This window comes from Pseudorhizobium endolithicum (assembly GCF_902153245.2).
Taxonomy (GTDB): domain Bacteria; phylum Pseudomonadota; class Alphaproteobacteria; order Rhizobiales; family Rhizobiaceae; genus Neorhizobium; species Neorhizobium endolithicum.
Map to the genome: position 1 here is coordinate 472,771 of NZ_CABFWF030000014.1, position 18,200 is coordinate 490,970.

Below are 18,200 nucleotides of genomic sequence, written 5' to 3' on the forward strand. Positions count from 1 at the left end.
TTCTGTGGGTGCGAAATGCGAGGGGCGTGATATGATCGGGCCTCGTTGCGCCGGGGAGCGGGCCCGCCCGACAGGCGGTGCCGGCAAACGTCCAGGGGAGGAAGCACATGGATGCCTCATCGAAGCCCACCTGCCGGATCGTGAAGCCCGGCTCCACCTATGACGGCAAGCAGGGGTTGAGCTATTTCGAGGGGATCGCGGCGGAGACCGTGGGATCGCAGGGCATCTGCATGCACCTCCTGACGATTCCGCCCGGCGCGCGCGCCAAGGCGCATCTCCACCAGAGCCACGAGACCGCCATCTACATGCTCTCCGGTTCGGCTCACACCTGGTACGGCGACCGGCTGGAGCACCATGTCGCCGTCCATGCCGGTGAACTCTTCTACATTCCGGCCGGGGTGCCGCATCTGCCGGCCAATCTCTCCAACACCCCCTGCACCGCGATCATCGCCCGGACAGATCCCAACGAGCAGGAGAGCGTTGTGCTCCTGCCGGAACTGGATGCGCTGGTGGAGATTTGATTGACAGGAGGTACTCATGTTGCCTCCCCGGCGAAGAACCTTATGATCCCAGTGGGATCAACTTCTCGTCCATCTTCCAAGAGCGCCTGACGCAGTTCCCTAAATTGGAGACGCCCTTTCCGAATCTCGTCGTACTGAGTTTTCGGATCTCCCCCATCCAGGATGTCTAATGCAACACGCAGTACAGCTTTGAGGTATGCGATGTTATCCAATAGTCGGAGAATGGCGCCCCGGCTGATTCTAAAGCTTACTACTTCATATCTGTTCTTCGAAACTCGCGTGTATCGGCTCGAGGTGAAGGAAAAATCCGTTCCATCGTGCCTAGAAAAGTAGAGACTGCCATGTATGAGATGCTTCCTGGCATCCCATACTTCGTCCATCAGATATCCGATCGCGTTCAGATCTAATCGATCATCGGCGTCGCCGCAGGAGCGAAGGCGCCTGTCTTCGATGTAGGCAGAGACTATGAAGTCGACTTTCGCTTCCATCGTGGCTGGAAAATTCGTTGTCCTGCAAACCAGCGGAGTTCTTGTGTTTCCATAACAAAATAGAAACTTGTCTACGATGTGCTCGAGGCTTGCGCACCGCGCGGTGAAGACGCCCAGTGCGGCATACATCTTCGCGTCGTGCTCCGACAGATCAAGCTGATCAGTTGGAGCCTTCACCGAGACTTGAATGGGTGCGGTTCCCTCTGGCATGGCCCGTTGCGTCACACCCCGCTCGCTGGGATGCCCGTTCGTTCCACCTTGCGTGGGGCCGTCAGTTCCTTCCAGGTCGACAGCGCCTTGTTGACCGCCTGAAACGGCTCGCGCTTGACGAACTTGCCGTGGCCTTCCTGCGTCCTGACCGTGCTTTCCTCGATGGCCACGACCCCGCGCGTCAGCGTGTAGCGCGGCAGGCCGGCGACCTCCTTGCCCTCGAAGACATTGTAATCGATCGCCGACTGCTGGGATTTCGCGGAAATCGTCTTCGAGCGTTTGGGATCCCAGACGACGATATCGGCATCGGCGCCGACCAGGATGGCGCCTTTCCGGGGATAGACGTTGAGGATCTTGGCAATGTTCGTCGAGGTTACGGCCACGAACTCGTTCATGGTGATGCGGCCGGTGGCAACGCCTTGGGTCCAGAGCATCGGCATGCGATCCTCCAGGCCTCCCGTACCGTTCGGGATCTTGCGGAAGTCGCCGAGGCCGGTGCGCTTCTGGTCGGTGGTGAAGGCACAATGGTCCGTCGCAACCACCTGCAGCGAGCCGGAGGCGAGGCCGGCCCAGAGACTGTCCTGGTGCTGCTTGTTGCGGAAGGGCGGGCTCATCACCCGGCGGGCCGCATGGTCCCAGTCCTTGTCGAAATACTCACTCTCGTCGAGCGTCAGGTGCTGGATCAGCGGCTCGCCGTAAACGCGCATGCCGTTCTGCCGGGCCCGGCGGATTGCCTCGTGCGACTGCTCGCAGGAGGTATGGACGACATAGAGCGGCACGCCCGCCATGTCGGCAATGATGATGGCGCGGTTGGTTGCCTCGCCCTCGACGGAGGCGGGCCTGGAATAGGCGTGCGCTTCCGGGCCGTCATTGCCCTCGTCCATCAGCTTCTGCTGCATGGCGGCGACGACATCGCCGTTTTCCGCATGGACGAGGGGCAGGGCGCCGAGCTCGGCGCAGCGCTGGAAGGACGCGAACATCTCGTCGTCGTTCACCATCAGCGCGCCCTTGTAGGCCATGAAGTGCTTGAAGGTGTTGATCCCGTGGTTCAGCACCACCGCCTTCATCTCGTTGAACACCTGCTCGCCCCACCAGGTGACGGACATGTGGAAGGAATAGTCGCAGTTGGCGCGGGTCGCCTTGTTGTCCCAGCGCTTCAGTGCGTCGAGCAGGGATTGGCCGGGTTCGGGCAGGCAGAAGTCGACGACCATGGTCGTGCCGCCGGCAAGGGCCGCCCGCGTGCCGCTCTCGAAATCGTCGGCCGAATAGGTCCCCATGAAGGGCATTTCGAGATGGACATGCGGATCGATGCCGCCCGGCATGACATAGCAGCCGGTCGCGTCCAGAACCTCGTCGCCGAACAGACTGGGGCCGATCTCGACGATCTTGCCTCCCTCAATCTTGACATCGGCCTTGTAGGTCAGGTCGGCGGTGACGATGGTTCCGCCCTTGATCACTGTGCTCATGGTCCCGTTCCCTCTGGTTTTTTCTTGGGGGACCACCGGCCGCATCGGGCCGGAGGCCCTATGCTATCGTCGTATTCGTCGTCTCGTGTGGATGTCTTCTCGCTCAGGCCTCGACGAGGTCGAGGCGCTTCTCAATCCGGGTAAGGCGCTCATCCACATGATCCAAGCGCTTCGAAAGGCTTGCGTATTGCGCGGTGAGGCCACCCACCTGATACTCGACAAGTCCGAGCCGTTCCTTGGTCTCAAGGTGATATTGAGTGTGCAACGCAAGCGTCTCCTGGATGCGCTTGAGTGTCTCGAAAATAAGCTCGTTTGTAACCTTGTCGGACATCGCTTCATCCTTCCAGGCGAAGAATATAGAGAAGCTCCGTTCACGCGACAATCTCCGCGGTTTCCAGCACTGCGTGGAACAGCACGTCGGCGCCGGCGCTTGCCCAGTCTTTGGAGATCTCCTCCGCCTCGTTATGCGACAGTCCGCCGACGCAGGGGCACATGATCATCGTGGCCGGCGCCACCTTGGCCGCCCAGCAGGCATCATGGCCGGCGCCGGAGATGATGTTCATGTGGCTGTAGCCGAGCTTTTCCGCCGCGTCGCGCACGCGGCCGACGAGTACCGGATCGAAGGTCACCGGATCGAAGTGGCCAACGGCCTCGACGGAGCAGCCGACGCTGAGCTTGTCACAGATCTCGGCCGCCTGCTTCTCGATCTTCGCGCGCATGCGGTCGAGCTTCTCCTGGCTCGGGGTGCGGATGTCGACCGTGAAGACCACCTTGCCGGGCAGCACGTTGCGCGAATTCGGGGAGAAGAAGACCTGGCCGACGCCGCCAACGGCGCCCGGCTGCTCCGCCATCGCCACTTCCTGCACCATCTCAAGGATGCGGCTCATGGCAAGCCCGGCATTGACGCGCATGTTCATCGGCGTGGAGCCGGTGTGGGCCTCCCGCCCGGTCAGCGTAAACTCGAGCCACCAGAGCCCCTGACAGTGCGTGACCACGCCGATCTGCTTGTTCTCGGCCTCGAGGATCGGACCCTGCTCCATGTGGTATTCAAAGTAGGCGTGCATCTTGCGCGCGCCCACCTCTTCCTCGCCGACCCAGCCGATGCGCTTCAGCTCATCGCCAAATGTCTTGCCGTCCGGATCCTTGCGCGCATAGGCGTAGTCGAGGTCGTGGACGCCGGCGAAGACGCCGGAGGCCAGCATGGCGGGCGCGAAACGGGCGCCTTCCTCGTTGGTCCAATTGGTCACCACGATCGGATGCTTCGTCCTGATGCCGAGGTCGTTCAGCGTGCGAACCACTTCCAAGCCCGACAGCACGCCGAGCACGCCGTCATACTTCCCGCCGGTCGGCTGCGTATCGAGGTGCGAACCGATATAGACCGGCAAGGCATCGGGATCGGTGCCGTCGCGGGTCATGAACATGGTGCCCATCTGGTCAACACCCATGGTCAGACCGGCATCGTCGCACCACGCCTTGAAGAGCTTGCGCCCCTCCGCATCCGCATCCGTCAACGTCTGGCGATTGTTGCCGCCGGCAATGCCGGGGCCGATCTTCGCCATCTCCATGAGCGAATCCCACAACCTGTCGCCATTGATGCGCAGGTTCTCGCCGGGTGCTGCCACCATCAGCTACATCCTCACCTGTTTTGGGACCGCCTTCGGCGGCCTATGCTGTTCCCGCCGGTTCTTTATTTCCTGCCCCGTCAGCAGTGAAACTCAGCATTGCCTTTGTTGGACTTGTCGCTGATAATTTGACCGGTTGGTAAAAACATACAATTTCCGCGCCGCCACTCAAGACGAAAAATCGCAAATCTCACCGCTCGATCAAAAGGGGAGATGCGCGTCGGGAGGTGGCGGCTGCGGCGGCGGGGGCAGGCGGAGGCATGGCAGTACCGAGGGCGGCGAAGACGCAGCGGCGGACGCGCATCCAGGAGGAGAAGGAGGAGCGTATCCTCGATGCGGCACTGGAGGTGTTTTCGTCCAGCGGCTTCCGGGGCGCCACCATAGACCAGATCGCCGAAGCGGCGGGCATGTCGAAGCCGAACCTCCTCTATTATTTCCGCACCAAGGAGGCGATCTACCGCACTCTCCTGGAGAGCATGCTCTTCATCTGGCTGGAACCGCTGAAGGCGCTGGACGCGGACGGAGATCCTGAGGCAGAGATCCGGTCCTATATCCGCCGCAAGCTGGAGATGTCGCGCGATTTTCCGCGCGAGAGCCGGCTCTTCGCCAACGAGATGTTGCAGGGCGCTCCCCACATCGAAGACGATCTGACGGGGCCGCTCAAGACGCTGGTGGACGAGAAGGCGGAGGTGATCCGCAGTTGGATCAAGGACGGCAAGATCGCCCGTTGCGATCCCTATCACCTGATCTTCGCGATCTGGGCGACCACCCAGCACTATGCCGATTTCGATGTCCAGGTGCGCGCGGTGCTGGGGGAAAGGCGCGCCGGGGAGGGACGCTTCGAGGACGCGGCTCGCTTCCTGGAGCAGCTATTCTTCGAAGGTCTTCGGCCGAAGCAGGCCTAAGCCTTCTTCTAAAGCTCCGTTCGCCGCAGCAGGTAATCCAGGCCGCCGACGCGGAACCAGCGATAGGCATGGGCTTCCAGCAGAAGGCGGTGGCGGCCTTGGCCGTCCGCCTCGCTGCTTTCGCTGTCGGCAATATCGATCAACAGCTTGCCATGCTCGCCGCAGCCGACGTCCAGATGGACCTCCACCGGCTCCGGCTTCAGGTTGTGCACGATCAGGACGGAATTGTTGCGCCAGTCGTAGCGCATCGCGAGCACGCCGGGCGTGCCGGTTTCGAGGACGGCATAGTCGCCCCAGCCGATCTCTGGCGCTTCCTTGCGCATGCGGATCAGCCGCTCCATCCAGTTGAGGAGCGATGTCGGGTCGCGCCGCTGTTCCGCGACGTTGATGTGTTCGTAGCCGAAAGGCCCCTTCGAGATGACCGGCAGGACCGGCTTGTCACTCTTGGTGAAGCCGCCTTGCGGCTCGTCGGACCATTGCATCGGGGTTCGGCAGCTGTTGCGCTCGGGAAGCTCCAGGTCGTCTCCCATGCCGATCTCGTCTCCATAGCGGATGACGGGTGTGCCCGGCAGGGAGAACATCAGGCTGTAGGCAAGTTCCAGTCGGCGCTGGTCGCCGCCGAGCATGGGTGCGAGCCGCCGTCGGATGCCCCGGTGGTAGAGCTGCATATGTTCCTCCGGCCCGAAGGCCTGGAAAACCATCTCCCGTTTCTCCTCGTCGAGCCGGCCGAGGTCGAGCTCGTCGTGGTTTCGAAGGAACATACCCCACTGCGCCGTATGCGGCTTGTCCCGCGTCTTCTCCAGCGCCTCGATCATCGGCTCCGTGTCGCCGCTCGCCAGCGCATAGAAGAGCGTCTGGTTGACCTGGAAATTGAACATCATCGGGATGCGGTCGCCGTCGTCGCCGAAGTATTTCAGATTGTCCTCGGGCAGGATGTTGGCTTCGCCGAGGATGATGGAATCCCCCTGGCGCCACTGGAGGAATTCCCGGAAGGTGCGCAGCATCCCGAACTGTTCCTTCGGCTTCTTGATGTCGGCCCCCTTCTCGGCGATCACGAAGGGGACGGCATCCATGCGGAAGCCGCTCACGCCGAGCTGGATCCAGAAACCCATGATCTTGAGGATCTCCGCCTGGACATGCGGATTCGACGTGTTGAGGTCGGGCTGGAACTTGAAGAAGCGGTGGAAGTAGTATTCGCCGGCCTTGTCGTCTCGGGTCCAGGTGGTTTCCTGAACCCCCGGGAAGATCATTCCCTTGTCCGCACCCGCCGGCTTCGTCTTCGACCAGATGTACCAGTCGCGATATGGGGAGTTCGGGTCGCTGCGAGCCGACTGGAACCAGGGATGCTGGTCGGAGGTATGGTTGACCACGAGGTCGATCAGCACCCGTATGCCGCGCTGCTTGCAGCCATGGGTGAAGTCGACGAAATCGCCGAGGGTCCCGTATCGGGGATCGACATCATAATAGTCCGTGACATCGTAACCATCGTCCTTGCCGGGGGACGGCTGGAAAGGCATCAACCAAATCGCGTTGACGCCGAGCCCAGCAAGGTAGTCGAGCCGGCGCGACAAGCCTTCGAAGTCGCCGACCCCGTCGCCGTTGGAGTCCATGAAGGTCTCCACCGACAGACAGTAGATGACGGCGTTCTTGTACCAGAGGTCGCTGATCACGGCGGGGTCTCCTATGGGCAGGCTCCGTGGCAATGGGGAGCAGGGGAGATTTGTTCCCGCTTCTCGCCCGGCCCCGTCCTCTGAGACCCCCAATCCGAAATGGAAACGGCCCGAAGCGGGTGCTCCGGGCCGTCGTCTTCTGGATTCTTCCGCCGGATCAGGCGGCGGTGCGCATTTTCCGGGCCGTTGCCGAAAGTTGCTGCTGTCCGTCCAGCTTGAAGTTGGCCAGCATGGACTGGAGCTGCCCGCTCTCCTGTGCCAGCGTCGCACTGGCGGCGGTGGTTTCCTCGACCATGGCGGCGTTCTTCTGGGTCATCTGGTCCATCTGGTTGACGGAAGAGTTGATCTCGGCAAGCGCCGTCGCCTGTTCGCGGGCGGCGGTGGCGATCGACTCGACATGGCCGTTGACGCGGTTGACGAGGTTCTCGATCTCCAGCAGCGCATCGCCGGTGGAGCGGACCAGCGATACTCCGCCTTCCACCTCCGAGGCCGATGCGGTGATCAGCGTCTTGATCTCCTTGGCGGCATTGGCAGAACGCTGGGCCAGTTCGCGCACTTCCTGGGCGACGACGGCGAAGCCGCGACCGGCTTCACCGGCGCGGGCAGCCTCGACACCAGCGTTGAGCGCCAGCAGGTTCGTCTGGAAGGCGATCTCGTCGATCACTGAGATGATCTGGCTGATCTTGTTGGAGGACTCTTCGATGCGGCCCATGGCATCGACCGCGCTGCGGACGATCTCGCCGGACTTGGCCGCGCTCTGGCGGGTCTCGTGGACCATGTCGCGGGCCTCGGTGGCACGCGAGGAGGCCGCGCGGACGGTCGCGGTGATTTCATCGAGCGCAGCCGCTGTTTCTTCCAGTGCCGCAGCCTGCTGTTCGGTCCGCTTGGAGAGATCGTTGGCGGCCGAGCTGAGTTCGGCGGAGTTGTCGTTGATCGTGGTCGCCGCGCCGCGGACGTTGTTCATGGTTGCCCGCAGGGTGACCATGGTTGCGTTGACATTGCCCTGCAGTTCAGCAAACGCGCCCTGGAAGGTGCCGTTCATCGTCTGGGTAAGGTCAGCATCGGCGAGAGCGGCGATGACGCGGCGGACTTCCGTCACGGCACTGTCGACGCTGGAGACCAGCTGGTTCACGCTGCCGGCAAACCGGTTCAGGTCCTCGTTCTGGTAGTCCTTGGTGATGCGGCCGGAGAAGTCGCCGGCGACGGCGGACGCGACGACTGCGGCGATGCTGGACTGCAGGTCACTGCTACGCTGGTGAAGCGCGGCTTCCTGCGCCTTGAGCTCCTGCATGGCGAGCGCGTTGTTGCGGAACACTTCGACGGCGCGGGCCATTTCACCGATCTCGTCCTCGCGGTCGGCATCGATCGCGGCGCCCTTCAGGTCTCCCTGTGCCAGACGGCTCATCGCATCGGTGATCGAACGGATGGGCAGGATAATGCCGCGGCGCGCGACGATCGTGCTGATGGCGGCGCCGATCAGGATGAAGGCGAATGCGGAGACGGCGGCCAGGATCATCGCTGTGGTGGAGGAAGCCAATGCGTCGGCCCGTGCCGCTGCGAGGGCGTCACCCGAATAGGTGCTGTAGACCTTGACGGTATCGGTCACCTTTTTCTGTCCGGCGAGTGCCTTGTCGAGCGCTGCCGTGATTGCGGCTGCGTCGGCGGGATTGGCCTGCGCAGTCGTCACCATGGACCGTATGTCGTTGAAGTAGCTGTCGAGTGCCGCGCGGATCGTCTTCAGCTGTTGGATTTCCGTGGCGTCGGCCGCAGCTTCGATCTTTGGCAGGCGGTCCAGCATTTCGCCAGCACGGCGTTCGGCTTCAAGCTTGAACTCGGCAGCCTTTTCGGGGGCGGCAGCCAATTGGTAGGTCATGCGGCTGATCGCGATGATGTCGACGCGAAGATCCATGGCCTCGCGTGCCACCTCTTCCTGTTCGCCAACGGACGTCATCGCTTGCTGCAGTCCGTAGAGGCCACGCCCGGAAACTGCTGCAATGACAAGGGAGGAGAGTCCCATTACAACGACCAGAAGGCCGATCTTCTTCGAAATTCCAAGGTTCTTAAAAGTCATGATCCAACCTGCAGGTTTCTGGACGATGCTCCTCGTGGCCTGAACTGCCACCACAGGAACTTTGGCCAAATCCTTGGCAGGCTGGAACTAATTCCCCGTTAAGATTGGCTGCCAGCTTTTGCAATGCAGCATCGCAGCGAGTAAATGGCGGGGAGGGGTACTTCCCCGCCTGCGCTCATTCCGCGGCCACCTGGGCGGCCATCGGGTTGTTCGGATGCATCGTCCAGTTGGCGTAGGTGGGTTCAACAACCCTTCCGGTGCGCTGGTCCAATTCGCCCGCCGCCAGCGGCTCCATCGTGATGCAGTTCTCGACCGGACAGACGTTGACGCAGAGATTGCAGCCGACGCACTCGTCCTCCATCACCTCGAAATGGCGGATGCCATCCACCTGCGAGGTAATCGCCTGGTGCGAGGTATCCTCGCAGGCGATGTGGCAGCGGCCGCATTTGATGCAGAGCTCCTGGTCGATATGTGCCTTCGCCACATAGTTGAGGTTCAGGTACTGCCAGTCGGTGACGTTGCCGACGGCCCGGCCGCAGATGTCGTCGAGGGTCCTGTGGCCCTTGGCGTCCATCCAGTCGGACAGGCCGGTGATCATCTCCTGCACGATCTTGAAGCCATAGGTCATCGCCGCCGTGCAGACCTGCACATTGCCGGCCCCGAGCGCCAGGAACTCCGCCGCATCCCGCCAGGTGGTCACCCCGCCGATGCCGGAGATCGGCAGGCCGTAGGTCTCCGGATCGCGGGCGATCTCGGCCACCATGTTGAGTGCGATCGGCTTGACCGCCGGGCCGCAATAGCCGCCGTGGCTGCCGCGCCCGTCGATGGAGGGCACGGGGGAGAAGTTGTCGAGGTCCACCGAGACGATCGAGGAGATCGTGTTGATGAGCGAAACGGCGTCCGTGCCGCCGCGCCTGGCGGCGCGGGCAGGGAAGCGGATATCGGTGATGTTCGGCGTCAGCTTGGTGATCACCGGCATGCGCGTGTACTGCTTGCACCAGCGCACGACCATCTCGATATATTCCGGCACCTGCCCGACTGCGGAGCCCATGCCGCGCTCCGACATGCCGTGGGGACAGCCGAAGTTGAGCTCGATGCCATCCACCTCGGTCTCCTCGACGAGCGGCAGGATCGCCTTCCAGGCCTCCTCCTCGCAAGGCACCATGATGGAGGCGACGATCGCCCGATCCGGCCAGTTCTTCTTGACCTGCTTCATCTCGCGCAGGTTCACGTAAAGATCGCGGTCGGTGATCAGTTCGATATTGTTGAGCCCGAGGAGCCTGCGATCGGCACCCCAGATCGCGCCGTAGCGCGGTCCGTTGACGTTGACGACCGGCGGACCTTCCTGGCCCAGCGTCTTCCACACCACGCCGCCCCAGCCCGCCTTGAAGGCGCGCTCGACATTGTAGGCCTTGTCGGTAGGCGGCGCGGATGCGAGCCAGAAGGGGTTGGGGGACTTGATGCCGACGAAGTTGTTGCGGATATCAGCCATGGTTTCTCCTCCCCTCAGGCGACCGCCACGGCCGGGCGGGCGGCGGCAGCGAAGGCTCGGTTGATGCTTTCCGCCGCGTCGCGCCCCTGCGCGGCTGCGGACACCGTGAGGTCTTCTCCATGACCGACGCAGTCTCCGCCGGCCCAGACGCCATCGATCGAGGTGCGGCCTTCGAAGTCTGCGGCTATCTTGCCGCCGTCCATGCGAAGCGTGCCGAGACCGTTTCCGACGAAGCTCTGGCCGATCGCCTTCATCACCTGCTCGGCGGCGATGACGCCGGTCTCGCCGGTGCCGACGAGCCGGCCGTCGCGGATGGCCGTATATTCCACCTCGATGCCGGCGACCTTGCCGTCCTTGCCGAGGATGCGCTTCGGCGCCAGCCAGTGACGGATGATGACGCCATTGGCGGTGGCGAGATCCTGCTCATAGCCGGAGGCGTTCATGTTCTCCTTGCCCCGGCGGTAGCAGATCGTCACCTCCTCGGCGCCGAGCAGCTTCGCCTGGATGGCGGCATCGATGGCGGTCATGCCGCCGCCGAGGACGACGACCCTGCGGCCGATCGGGACTTCGGCCTTGTCCGTCGCCTGGCGAAGTGCGGCGATGAAATCGACTGCGTCCTCCACGCCGGCGAGATCCTCACCTTCGATGCCGAGGCCGTTGACGCCGGATAGCCCCATGCCGAGGAAGACGGCGTCGAAATTGCTCGTCAGTTCCCCGAGCGTGAAGTCACGGCCCAGCATCTGCCCGGGCCGGATCTCGATGCCGCCGATCGCGGTAATGTATTCCACCTCCCGCTGCGCAAAGTTCTCCGTCGCCTTGTAGGTGGCGATCCCGTATTCGTTGAGGCCGCCGGCCTTCTCGCGCGCGTCGAACATGACGACGTCGTGGCCGTGCATGGAGAGCCGGTGCGCGCAGGCAAGGCCTGCCGGACCTGCGCCGACCACTGCCACCCGTCGCCCGGTCGAGGCGGGGCGGTGGTAGAACTGGCGGTTCATCTCCATCGCGATGTCGGTCGCGTAGCGCTGCAGCTTGCCGATCTCGACCGGCCGGTCCTCCGCGGTATTGCGCACGCAGGCCTGTTCGCAGAGCGTTTCGGTAGGACAGACGCGGGCGCACATGCCGCCGAGGATGTTCTGGTCGAAGATCGTCTTGGCGGAGCCGAGGGGATTGCCTGTCGATATCTGCCGGATGAACAGCGGAATATCGATGGCGGTGGGACAGGCCGTCATGCACGGCGCGTCGTAGCAGAAATAGCAGCGATCGGCTGCGACCAGCGCCTCATGGCGGTCGAGGCGCGGGTGGAGATCGGAAAAATTGGATGCGTATTCATCGGGAGACAGGCGGCCAGCCTGAATCCCGCTTCCCAGTCGTTCCATCTGAGTTCCCTCTTTTATGGCTTTATGGACAACTATTGGAAGCAGGCTACCACAGGCCGAATTTTTATCAAACGGTAAATAAATGGCGTGATTTGGCTGATCCGATAAGTTGACGATTGTCATCAACTTTAATCTTGCCTGCGATTATCAAGTTAAATATGGTCGCGCCGTCCAGGGGGCTGAGGCCACGGAATCGAGAGGGATGTGACCATGGCGAAGAAGCAGAAGCGCAAGGGCAGCGGCAGCGGCAGCGGCAGCGATGGCGCCCGCGTTCAGGTCGCGCAGGAGCAATCGTCGCTGGATGTCCGCAGTTTCCTCTATGTCGGCGGGCGCGATTGCCAGGTCGCCCATCTGCGGGAGATCGCCACAAGGCACGGCGCGGAACTGATCCACCACGACGGTGGTTTGAGGGAAGCGGTATCGCGCATCGACACCGTGCTGCCCTCGGTCGACTGCGTCTTCTGCCCCATTGACTGTATCAGCCACGATGCGTGTCTGAGGGTGAAGACCGGCTGCAAGAAGTTCGGAAAGACCTTCATCCCGCTGCGCAACGGCTCGAAATCGAGCCTGGAGCGCGCGCTGCAGACCATGAAGGAACGCAATGATGAGAGAAGAACGTCCTGACGCCAGCCTGTTCATCGGGCTCCACAAACTTGCCGAACAGAACGGCGACGGCCTGGTGCCGGAGCTCTATGCGCTCCTGGCCGATCGGCAGCAGCTTGGGCCGGACATGACCAACGTGATCGCGTTCCCGGCCGACCGTCCTGAAATGCAGGCCGATGCCTTGCCTGAAGGGCCGGCCAAGGTCTTGCGCTTTCAGCGATAGCCGTCCCGGAAGGCTTCCTATCTGCCGACGCGAATGAACGCGCCCGCTGCAACAACCAGCCACCCGAGGATCATGGTCGTGCCGCCGGTCGGCGCGGCCATCGGGAACAGGCCGCCGCCGAGGAAGTGGCGGGCCAGCAGGTCGCCCGAAAACAGCAGCGTCCCGAGCGCGATCAGAAGCGCGGCGAGCGTCGCAGTCCGCACTGCCCGATATCCTGCATAGAGCGCGACAAGGGCAGGGGCGTGGATGAGGCACATCATCGACGCGGTGCCGAGCAGCCGCGCATCGCCGCCATGGCTCGCGGCCGCCGCGAGTGCTACGCCGGCAGCCCCGAAGAGGCCGCTCAGAAACAGAATCAACGGCCGCAGATTGTCGAGTCTTTCCAACGGGCTATTCCTTGTTCTGCATATGGTGTGCAAGGCGCTCGATCGGCGGCCAGATGATGTCGCGCAGCTTCGGGTTCTCCACGGTATCGTCCAGCGCGCGGCGGAAGCAGAGGAGCCATTCGGCCGTTTCCTCCGGGCCTATGGGGGCCGCCAGGTGGCGCGCCCGCAGCCGCGGGTGGCCGTGCTTCTGCACATAGACGGGCGGCCCGCCGAGATAGCCTGTCAGGTAGTCATAGAGCTTGGCTTCGCTGCCTTGAAGGCTCGGCGGGTGCACTGCGCGGCAACGTGCGGCCTCGGGCAGCGTATCCATCAGCTCGTAGAAGCGGCGCGTCAGCGCCCGCACCGTCGCGTCGCCGCCGATCGCCTCGTAGAGGGTGATTGTCTCGCCCGACATGCCGGCTCCCTGTCCGTCCTCCTACCCCTCTAGCCGCCGGGGGATTTGCAGGCAAGCGGCAGGGCGCCGCAGTCAGTCGGGTCCGACGTCGGCCTCCCGCGTCGAATCGTCCGGAAGGGCGCCTGAGCCCGGCGTCTTCTCCCGATCCGTCAGCCGCTCCTGCGCATGCGGGCCTTCCGGCTGGCCTGCCTTGTCGGCTGCTTCCCGCTGGCGCTGTTCGACGGCTTCCTGCGCATTCCTGTCTTCGCCCATCACTGGCTCCTTTCTCGAAACATCGACAACACATGCCCGGGCCACTGGTTCCGCCTCGAGAAAGGCGGAGGCCGGGCGACCGCCTTTAGTCATTTGCGGGTTGTGAGGAACGTAACGCCGGTTCGGCTGTTCTCGTTTCGGCGAAGCGCGGAGAACGCTTCGGATCAGGTAAAAAGGGACGGGTTTCTGCAATGGCTTCGCGTATGTCCGTGCTCGTCGTGGAGGACGAGCCACTCCTGCGCTTCGATATCATCGACATCCTCACCGATGCCGGCTTCGACGTCCACGAGGCATCCAATGCCGTGGAGGCCATCGGTATTCTGATGGAGCATGAAGGCATCCGGCTGGTCTTCACCGATGTGGACATGCCGGGAGGCATGGACGGGATAAAGCTCGCGGCCTATATCCGGGACCGCTGGCCGCCGCTGAAGATCATCGTCACCTCTGGCTACCGGAAAGTCGCGCTGGACGAAATTCCGGCGGAGAGCCGTTTCTTCAGCAAGCCCTACGATTCCGACAAGGTGGTGCACACGATCCGCGAGATGCTGGCCCATTGACGCCCGCGCCGGCCCGCTGCCGGAGGGCGATGCCTGCTTCCCGCTGCGGCCGCCGCGTGGTAGGAGACCTGCCGATGTCGTGGAAACCGTATCCGGGGTGAAACGTGACGGACAGCCAGTCGCCCCGGTCCCAGGCGTTGCAGGGCCACGGCATTCCCTTCCGGGAAGCGCTGGTCGTTTGGGCGAAGGTAGCGGCGCTGAGTTTCGGCGGGCCGGCCGGCCAGATCGCCTTGATGCACAGGCTGATCGTCGAGGAAAGGCGCTGGATCGGCGAGAACAGGTTTCTGCATGCGCTGAATTACTGCATGCTCCTGCCCGGGCCCGAGGCGCAGCAACTGGCGGTCTATATCGGATGGCTCCTCCACAGGACCGCCGGCGGGCTCGTCGCGGGCATCCTGTTCATCCTGCCGGGCTTCCTGGCGATCCTCGGCCTCAGCTACATCTACGTGGCCTATGGTGAAATCCCTGCCGTGGAGGGGCTGTTCTTCGGCCTAAAGGCGGCGGTCCTGGCCGTGGTCGTCCACGCCGTCATCCGGATCGGCAGCCGCGCGTTGAAGAGCAGGCCGATGGTGGCGATCGCCGTGCTGGCGTTTCTTGCGATCTTCGCCTTCCAGGTGCCCTTTCCGCTGATCATCCTCGCCGCGGCGGCGGCAGGCTTCCTCGGCGCGCGAAGCGGCCTTGCCGCCTTCAAGGGAAAGATGTCGCATGCAGCATCGGGCGGGCCGGTGGTGCAGGACCGGGATTCCGCGCTTGGCGAAATGGTTCCCGCGCATGCCCATCCGCAACTGGGATGGTCGCTGCGGATCGCGGTGATCCTCCTGTCGCTCTGGCTGGTGCCGCTCGCCCTGCTTTATGTCTGGTCCGGCGGCGGCAGCATCTTTCTCCAGGTCGGCATATTCTTCAGCAAGATGGCGCTGGTCACCTTCGGCGGTGCCTATGCGGTGCTGGCTTACGTGGCGCAGCAGGCGGTGGACAATTTCGGCTGGCTGCAGCCCGGCGAGATGCTCGACGGCCTGGGAATGGCCGAGACCACACCGGGTCCGCTGATCATGGTCGTGCAGTTCGTCGGCTTCATGGCCGGGTTCCGCAATCCCGGTAGCCTCGATCCCATGCTGGCTGCGACGCTTGCCGCGATCCTGACGACATGGGTCACGTTCGTTCCCTGCTTTCTCTGGATATTCCTCGGAGCTCCGTTCATCGAGAAGCTGCGGGGCAATGCGGGCCTGGGGGGAGCGATGTCGGCCATCACGGCCGCGGTCGTCGGCGTCATCTTCAACCTCGCCCTGTGGTTTGCCAACCACACGCTGTTCCGCCAGGTCGGCCTCGTCGATCTCGGCTGGCTGCGGCTTGAACTTCCCGACGTGACGAGCCTCGATCCTGCCGCCGCGGCGCTCGCCGCGATCGCTGCGCTTGCGTTGTTCCGGTTGAGGCTTCCGGTCATCGCCACTCTCGCCCTCTGCGCAGTTGCCGGCATCGCGTGGAGGTTGCTCTGGTCCTGATGGTGTGCCCGCTGCGAAGGCATGTCCCTGAGAGCGCCGTATATGGCAATTTTCTTTTCAATGTTTTTCTGAAATACTGATCGCGTCGGTGTTCGACGCGCCATGAGGGCCAGCCAGGTTCCGACATGAGGGAACGATCTGTCGTCGTGTTGGTGTTGCCGGATATTTTCCGGGCACCAAGGAGTAGCTGATGCATTTCTGGCGCCGTATCCTTGCCTTCTCCGACAGCGGCGCCAGTAGCCCGGAACTTCGCCGAGCCCAGTATGCGGAACTCTCGCGTCAGGTTCCGCTGATGTATCTGATCGTGATCATCAACATGGTCATGCTGTCGTTCACCCATGCGGGCAGGGCTCCATGGGTCCTGACCGTCGCGTTTCCTGTCGCCTTCACGCTGATCTGCACCTTTCGCGCCATCAAGATGATGCTTGCGCGCCGGACGAACCCCTCGGACGAGGTCATCGTTCGCGCCCTGCGGACCACCGTGCTGCTTGCCTGCGTCATGGGCGTCGCCATATCGAACTGGTCCTTGCTGCTGTTCACCTACGGCGATCCCTATCTGAAGGGCCAGATCGCCTTCTTCACCGGCATCACCATCATCACCGTGATGACATGTCTGCGGCCGATGCGGCAGATCGCGCCGGCGCTGTTCCTGCTCGTCGTGGTGCCCACGCTTGTCTTCCTCGGCCTGCAGGAACACACGGTGTTCTGGGCCATCGCGGTCAACATGACGCTCGTCATGGGCGGAATGATCGTGGTGATGCAGCGCTCCCAGTCCGATTTCCGCCAGCGGATCGAAAAGCAGATCGAGCTCGACGCGCAGCACAGGCAGTTGCAGGCGCTCAACGACGCCGTCCGTGTCATGGCCAACGAGGACAGCCTGACCGGACTTGCCAACAGGCGCCGCTTCTTCGAGCACCTGGACAGGCATATCGAGGACTGCGGCAGGAGAGACGAAACCTTCGCGCTGGGGATTCTCGATCTCGACGGGTTCAAGCCCGTCAACGACGTGTTCGGCCACAGCGTCGGAGACCAGCTTCTCCGGGAGGTGGCGAGGCGGCTCCTGGAGGCGCTCCCGCAGGATGCGCTGCTTGCCCGGCTCGGTGGCGACGAGTTCGGGGTGATCCTGCCGGATGCCGGTTCGGACGAAGAGCTCGAACTGACATGCAGGCAGGCCCTCGAAGCCCTGTCTCCGCCCTTCGTCTTCCAGGAAGGAAGCGTCACCGTTTCCGCCACCTGTGGCCTTGCCCGCTTCCCGAAGGCCGCGACAACCGCCCATGAGCTCTTCGAGAAGGCGGACTTCGCCCTCTACTATTCCAAGCAGCACGACAGGGGGACCGTCACGCTGTTTTCGGATGAGCATGAGGAGGCGATCCGCCGGTCGGCGGCGGTCGCCCAGCGCCTGCGGTCCGTCCAGCCCGAGGAGGCGTTCCATCTGGAATACCAGCCGATCGTCGACCGCGACGGGCGTCCGCTCGGGTTCGAGGCCCTTGCTCGGTGGGAGGATCCCGTCCTCGGGCGGGTGTCGCCGGATGTCTTCATCCGCGCGGCGGAACAGGCCGGTCTGATCGGCGACATCACCGTTCCGCTTTTCAGGAGGGCGCTCGAGGCGGTCCGGTCCTGGCCGGAGGAACTGAAGCTCTCCTTCAATCTTTCGGCCTTCGACATCTGCAGCCACAAGACCATGTCCGCCCTGGTTGCGGAGATCGAAGCCGCCGGGGTGGCCCATGACCGGCTGATGTTCGAGATCACCGAATCGGCGATCATGCAGGACTGGACCAGGGCGACGGTGGCGTTGAGGGGCTTGCGGGAAAAGGGCATCCTCGTGGCGCTCGATGATTTCGGCACAGGCTATTCGAGCCTCAGCTACCTACGCCGGCTGCCGATCGACAGGATCAAGCTCGACCGCTCGTTCATCGCCGATATCGAACGGGAGCCGGTCGCCCGCAGCATCCTCGCGACGATTTCCTCGCTCTGCCACAGCCTTGGCCTGCAGTTCATCGTCGAAGGGGTCGAGACCTCCGCACAGTTGCAGATCCTTTCGCAGGCCGGGGTAACCGGCTACCAGGGCTATCTCTTCTCGCGGCCGCTCCCGGAGGAGGGGGTTTCCCTCTACCTCGCGGAATGGCGCAGCCGGTCATCCGGCGGAAGACCGGCTGAAGCTCAGACCCTGCTGAGCACGAGGAAGACGGCGGCGCCCGCACCGGCACCGGCCATCGTTGCCGCGCCGGGCCGAAGCCAGTAGCGCGCCTGCCCCGCGGCGGCCGTCGGCATCAGCCGCCAACGGGTATTGGCGCACAGGGCGGCGAGGCGGCCTGGGCAAGCAGCGCCGGGAGACGTCGCTCCCCGCTCGGCGCACTTGCTATCAGCGTGTCTAAAATGGACCGATGCCCGACCTGAGAGATAGGTGACATTTCGTACCGGAGACATGGGTAACACTTTTCGCTTTGGCGGGAGGTGTCGATGCC

Annotated in this window: 18 protein-coding genes; 7 read left to right on the forward strand and 11 right to left on the reverse strand. The window is 63.3% G+C overall.

Features of this window, described 5'->3' with window-relative positions; all coding sequences use genetic code 11:
• Positions 1–107: 107 nt before the first annotated feature.
• Entirely contained in the window at positions 108–521 is a 414-nt protein-coding gene (locus tag RTCK_RS17420; protein ID WP_142593717.1) for a cupin domain-containing protein, read from the forward strand.
• Positions 522–535: 14 nt separating this feature from the next.
• Here RTCK_RS17420 and RTCK_RS17425 read toward each other — a convergent pair whose 3' ends face one another.
• The 4 genes from RTCK_RS17425 to RTCK_RS17440 form a co-directional block, all read right to left on the reverse strand.
• On the reverse strand, positions 536–1,219 hold the full coding sequence (locus tag RTCK_RS17425) for a hypothetical protein (protein ID WP_142593718.1): 684 nt from the start codon (positions 1,217–1,219) through the stop codon (positions 536–538).
• Between the two features lie 11 nt (positions 1,220–1,230).
• Positions 1,231–2,685: a dihydropyrimidinase gene (hydA, locus tag RTCK_RS17430; protein WP_142593719.1), complete on the reverse strand. Its 1,455-nt coding sequence runs from the start codon at positions 2,683–2,685 to the stop codon at positions 1,231–1,233.
• A gap of 103 nt (positions 2,686–2,788) precedes the next feature.
• Positions 2,789–3,016, reverse strand: a complete 228-nt coding sequence (locus RTCK_RS17435) for a hypothetical protein (RefSeq protein ID WP_142593720.1) — start codon at positions 3,014–3,016, stop codon at positions 2,789–2,791.
• Between the two features lie 40 nt (positions 3,017–3,056).
• Positions 3,057–4,310, reverse strand: coding sequence for a Zn-dependent hydrolase (locus RTCK_RS17440; protein ID WP_142593721.1), 1,254 nt, complete (start codon positions 4,308–4,310; stop codon positions 3,057–3,059).
• Between the two features lie 257 nt (positions 4,311–4,567).
• Between RTCK_RS17440 and rutR the strand changes: the two genes are divergently transcribed.
• Positions 4,568–5,212, forward strand: coding sequence for an HTH-type transcriptional regulator RutR (rutR, locus tag RTCK_RS17445; protein ID WP_142593722.1), 645 nt, complete (start codon positions 4,568–4,570; stop codon positions 5,210–5,212).
• A gap of 8 nt (positions 5,213–5,220) precedes the next feature.
• Here the strand turns inward: rutR and RTCK_RS17450 are convergent, their stop codons facing one another.
• The 4 genes from RTCK_RS17450 to RTCK_RS17465 form a co-directional block, all read right to left on the reverse strand.
• The gene (locus tag RTCK_RS17450) at positions 5,221–6,882 is read right to left on the reverse strand and encodes an alpha-amylase family protein (protein WP_142593723.1); all 1,662 of its coding nucleotides are present in this window, start codon (positions 6,880–6,882) and stop codon (positions 5,221–5,223) included.
• A gap of 157 nt (positions 6,883–7,039) precedes the next feature.
• Positions 7,040–8,953, reverse strand: coding sequence for a methyl-accepting chemotaxis protein (locus RTCK_RS17455; RefSeq protein ID WP_142593724.1), 1,914 nt, complete (start codon positions 8,951–8,953; stop codon positions 7,040–7,042).
• A 175-nt stretch (positions 8,954–9,128) separates the two neighbouring features.
• Positions 9,129–10,445 carry an NAD-dependent dihydropyrimidine dehydrogenase subunit PreA gene (gene preA / locus RTCK_RS17460; protein ID WP_142593725.1) on the reverse strand — a complete coding sequence of 439 codons (1,317 nt, stop codon included), beginning with the start codon at positions 10,443–10,445 and terminating at the stop codon, positions 9,129–9,131.
• Positions 10,446–10,459: 14 nt separating this feature from the next.
• Positions 10,460–11,821 carry an NAD(P)-dependent oxidoreductase gene (locus tag RTCK_RS17465; protein WP_142593726.1) on the reverse strand — a complete coding sequence of 454 codons (1,362 nt, stop codon included), beginning with the start codon at positions 11,819–11,821 and terminating at the stop codon, positions 10,460–10,462.
• Positions 11,822–12,031: 210 nt separating this feature from the next.
• On the opposite strand from RTCK_RS17465, the gene RTCK_RS17470 reads away from it, so the two are divergent.
• Positions 12,032–12,445 (forward strand): DUF2325 domain-containing protein, encoded by a 414-nt coding sequence (locus RTCK_RS17470; RefSeq protein WP_142519957.1) that lies wholly within the window; start codon positions 12,032–12,034, stop codon positions 12,443–12,445.
• Complete coding sequence (locus RTCK_RS17475; protein ID WP_142519958.1) at positions 12,426–12,647, forward strand: hypothetical protein; 222 nt, start codon at positions 12,426–12,428, stop codon at positions 12,645–12,647. Before RTCK_RS17470 ends, RTCK_RS17475 begins: the two co-directional genes overlap by 20 nt.
• A gap of 17 nt (positions 12,648–12,664) precedes the next feature.
• Here RTCK_RS17475 and RTCK_RS17480 read toward each other — a convergent pair whose 3' ends face one another.
• The 3 genes from RTCK_RS17480 to RTCK_RS17490 all read right to left on the reverse strand — a co-directional run bounded on the left by RTCK_RS17480 (position 12,665) and on the right by RTCK_RS17490 (position 13,679).
• Complete coding sequence (locus tag RTCK_RS17480) at positions 12,665–13,033, reverse strand: DUF423 domain-containing protein (protein ID WP_142519959.1); 369 nt, start codon at positions 13,031–13,033, stop codon at positions 12,665–12,667.
• A 4-nt stretch (positions 13,034–13,037) separates the two neighbouring features.
• Entirely contained in the window at positions 13,038–13,427 is a 390-nt protein-coding gene (locus RTCK_RS17485; RefSeq protein WP_142519960.1) for a globin domain-containing protein, read from the reverse strand.
• A 72-nt stretch (positions 13,428–13,499) separates the two neighbouring features.
• Positions 13,500–13,679, reverse strand: coding sequence for a hypothetical protein (locus RTCK_RS17490; RefSeq protein WP_142519961.1), 180 nt, complete (start codon positions 13,677–13,679; stop codon positions 13,500–13,502).
• Positions 13,680–13,870: 191 nt separating this feature from the next.
• Between RTCK_RS17490 and RTCK_RS17495 the strand changes: the two genes are divergently transcribed.
• The 3 genes from RTCK_RS17495 to RTCK_RS17505 all read left to right on the forward strand — a co-directional run bounded on the left by RTCK_RS17495 (position 13,871) and on the right by RTCK_RS17505 (position 17,977).
• Positions 13,871–14,236 carry a response regulator gene (locus RTCK_RS17495; protein WP_142519962.1) on the forward strand — a complete coding sequence of 122 codons (366 nt, stop codon included), beginning with the start codon at positions 13,871–13,873 and terminating at the stop codon, positions 14,234–14,236.
• Between the two features lie 104 nt (positions 14,237–14,340).
• Positions 14,341–15,735 carry a chromate efflux transporter gene (chrA, locus tag RTCK_RS17500; RefSeq protein WP_142593727.1) on the forward strand — a complete coding sequence of 465 codons (1,395 nt, stop codon included), beginning with the start codon at positions 14,341–14,343 and terminating at the stop codon, positions 15,733–15,735.
• A 190-nt stretch (positions 15,736–15,925) separates the two neighbouring features.
• Entirely contained in the window at positions 15,926–17,977 is a 2,052-nt protein-coding gene (locus tag RTCK_RS17505; RefSeq protein WP_142593728.1) for a putative bifunctional diguanylate cyclase/phosphodiesterase, read from the forward strand.
• Positions 17,978–18,200 lie beyond the last annotated feature (223 nt).

Excerpts from the sequence above, each read along its gene's own strand:
- RTCK_RS17420 (WP_142593717.1), top strand. The coding sequence starts at position 108 with ATGGATGCCTCATCGAAGCCCACCTGCCGGATCGTGAAGCCCGGCTCC.
- RTCK_RS17425 (WP_142593718.1), bottom strand. The coding sequence starts at position 1,219 with ATGCCAGAGGGAACCGCACCCATTCAAGTCTCGGTGAAGGCTCCAACT.
- hydA (WP_142593719.1), bottom strand. The coding sequence starts at position 2,685 with ATGAGCACAGTGATCAAGGGCGGAACCATCGTCACCGCCGACCTGACC.
- RTCK_RS17435 (WP_142593720.1), bottom strand. The coding sequence starts at position 3,016 with ATGTCCGACAAGGTTACAAACGAGCTTATTTTCGAGACACTCAAGCGC.
- RTCK_RS17440 (WP_142593721.1), bottom strand. The coding sequence starts at position 4,310 with ATGGTGGCAGCACCCGGCGAGAACCTGCGCATCAATGGCGACAGGTTG.
- rutR (WP_142593722.1), top strand. The coding sequence starts at position 4,568 with ATGGCAGTACCGAGGGCGGCGAAGACGCAGCGGCGGACGCGCATCCAG.
- RTCK_RS17455 (WP_142593724.1), bottom strand. The coding sequence starts at position 8,953 with ATGACTTTTAAGAACCTTGGAATTTCGAAGAAGATCGGCCTTCTGGTC.
- preA (WP_142593725.1), bottom strand. The coding sequence starts at position 10,445 with ATGGCTGATATCCGCAACAACTTCGTCGGCATCAAGTCCCCCAACCCC.
- RTCK_RS17465 (WP_142593726.1), bottom strand. The coding sequence starts at position 11,821 with ATGGAACGACTGGGAAGCGGGATTCAGGCTGGCCGCCTGTCTCCCGAT.
- RTCK_RS17470 (WP_142519957.1), top strand. The coding sequence starts at position 12,032 with ATGGCGAAGAAGCAGAAGCGCAAGGGCAGCGGCAGCGGCAGCGGCAGC.
- RTCK_RS17475 (WP_142519958.1), top strand. The coding sequence starts at position 12,426 with ATGAGAGAAGAACGTCCTGACGCCAGCCTGTTCATCGGGCTCCACAAA.
- RTCK_RS17485 (WP_142519960.1), bottom strand. The coding sequence starts at position 13,427 with ATGTCGGGCGAGACAATCACCCTCTACGAGGCGATCGGCGGCGACGCG.
- RTCK_RS17490 (WP_142519961.1), bottom strand. The coding sequence starts at position 13,679 with ATGGGCGAAGACAGGAATGCGCAGGAAGCCGTCGAACAGCGCCAGCGG.
- RTCK_RS17495 (WP_142519962.1), top strand. The coding sequence starts at position 13,871 with ATGGCTTCGCGTATGTCCGTGCTCGTCGTGGAGGACGAGCCACTCCTG.
- RTCK_RS17505 (WP_142593728.1), top strand. The coding sequence starts at position 15,926 with ATGCATTTCTGGCGCCGTATCCTTGCCTTCTCCGACAGCGGCGCCAGT.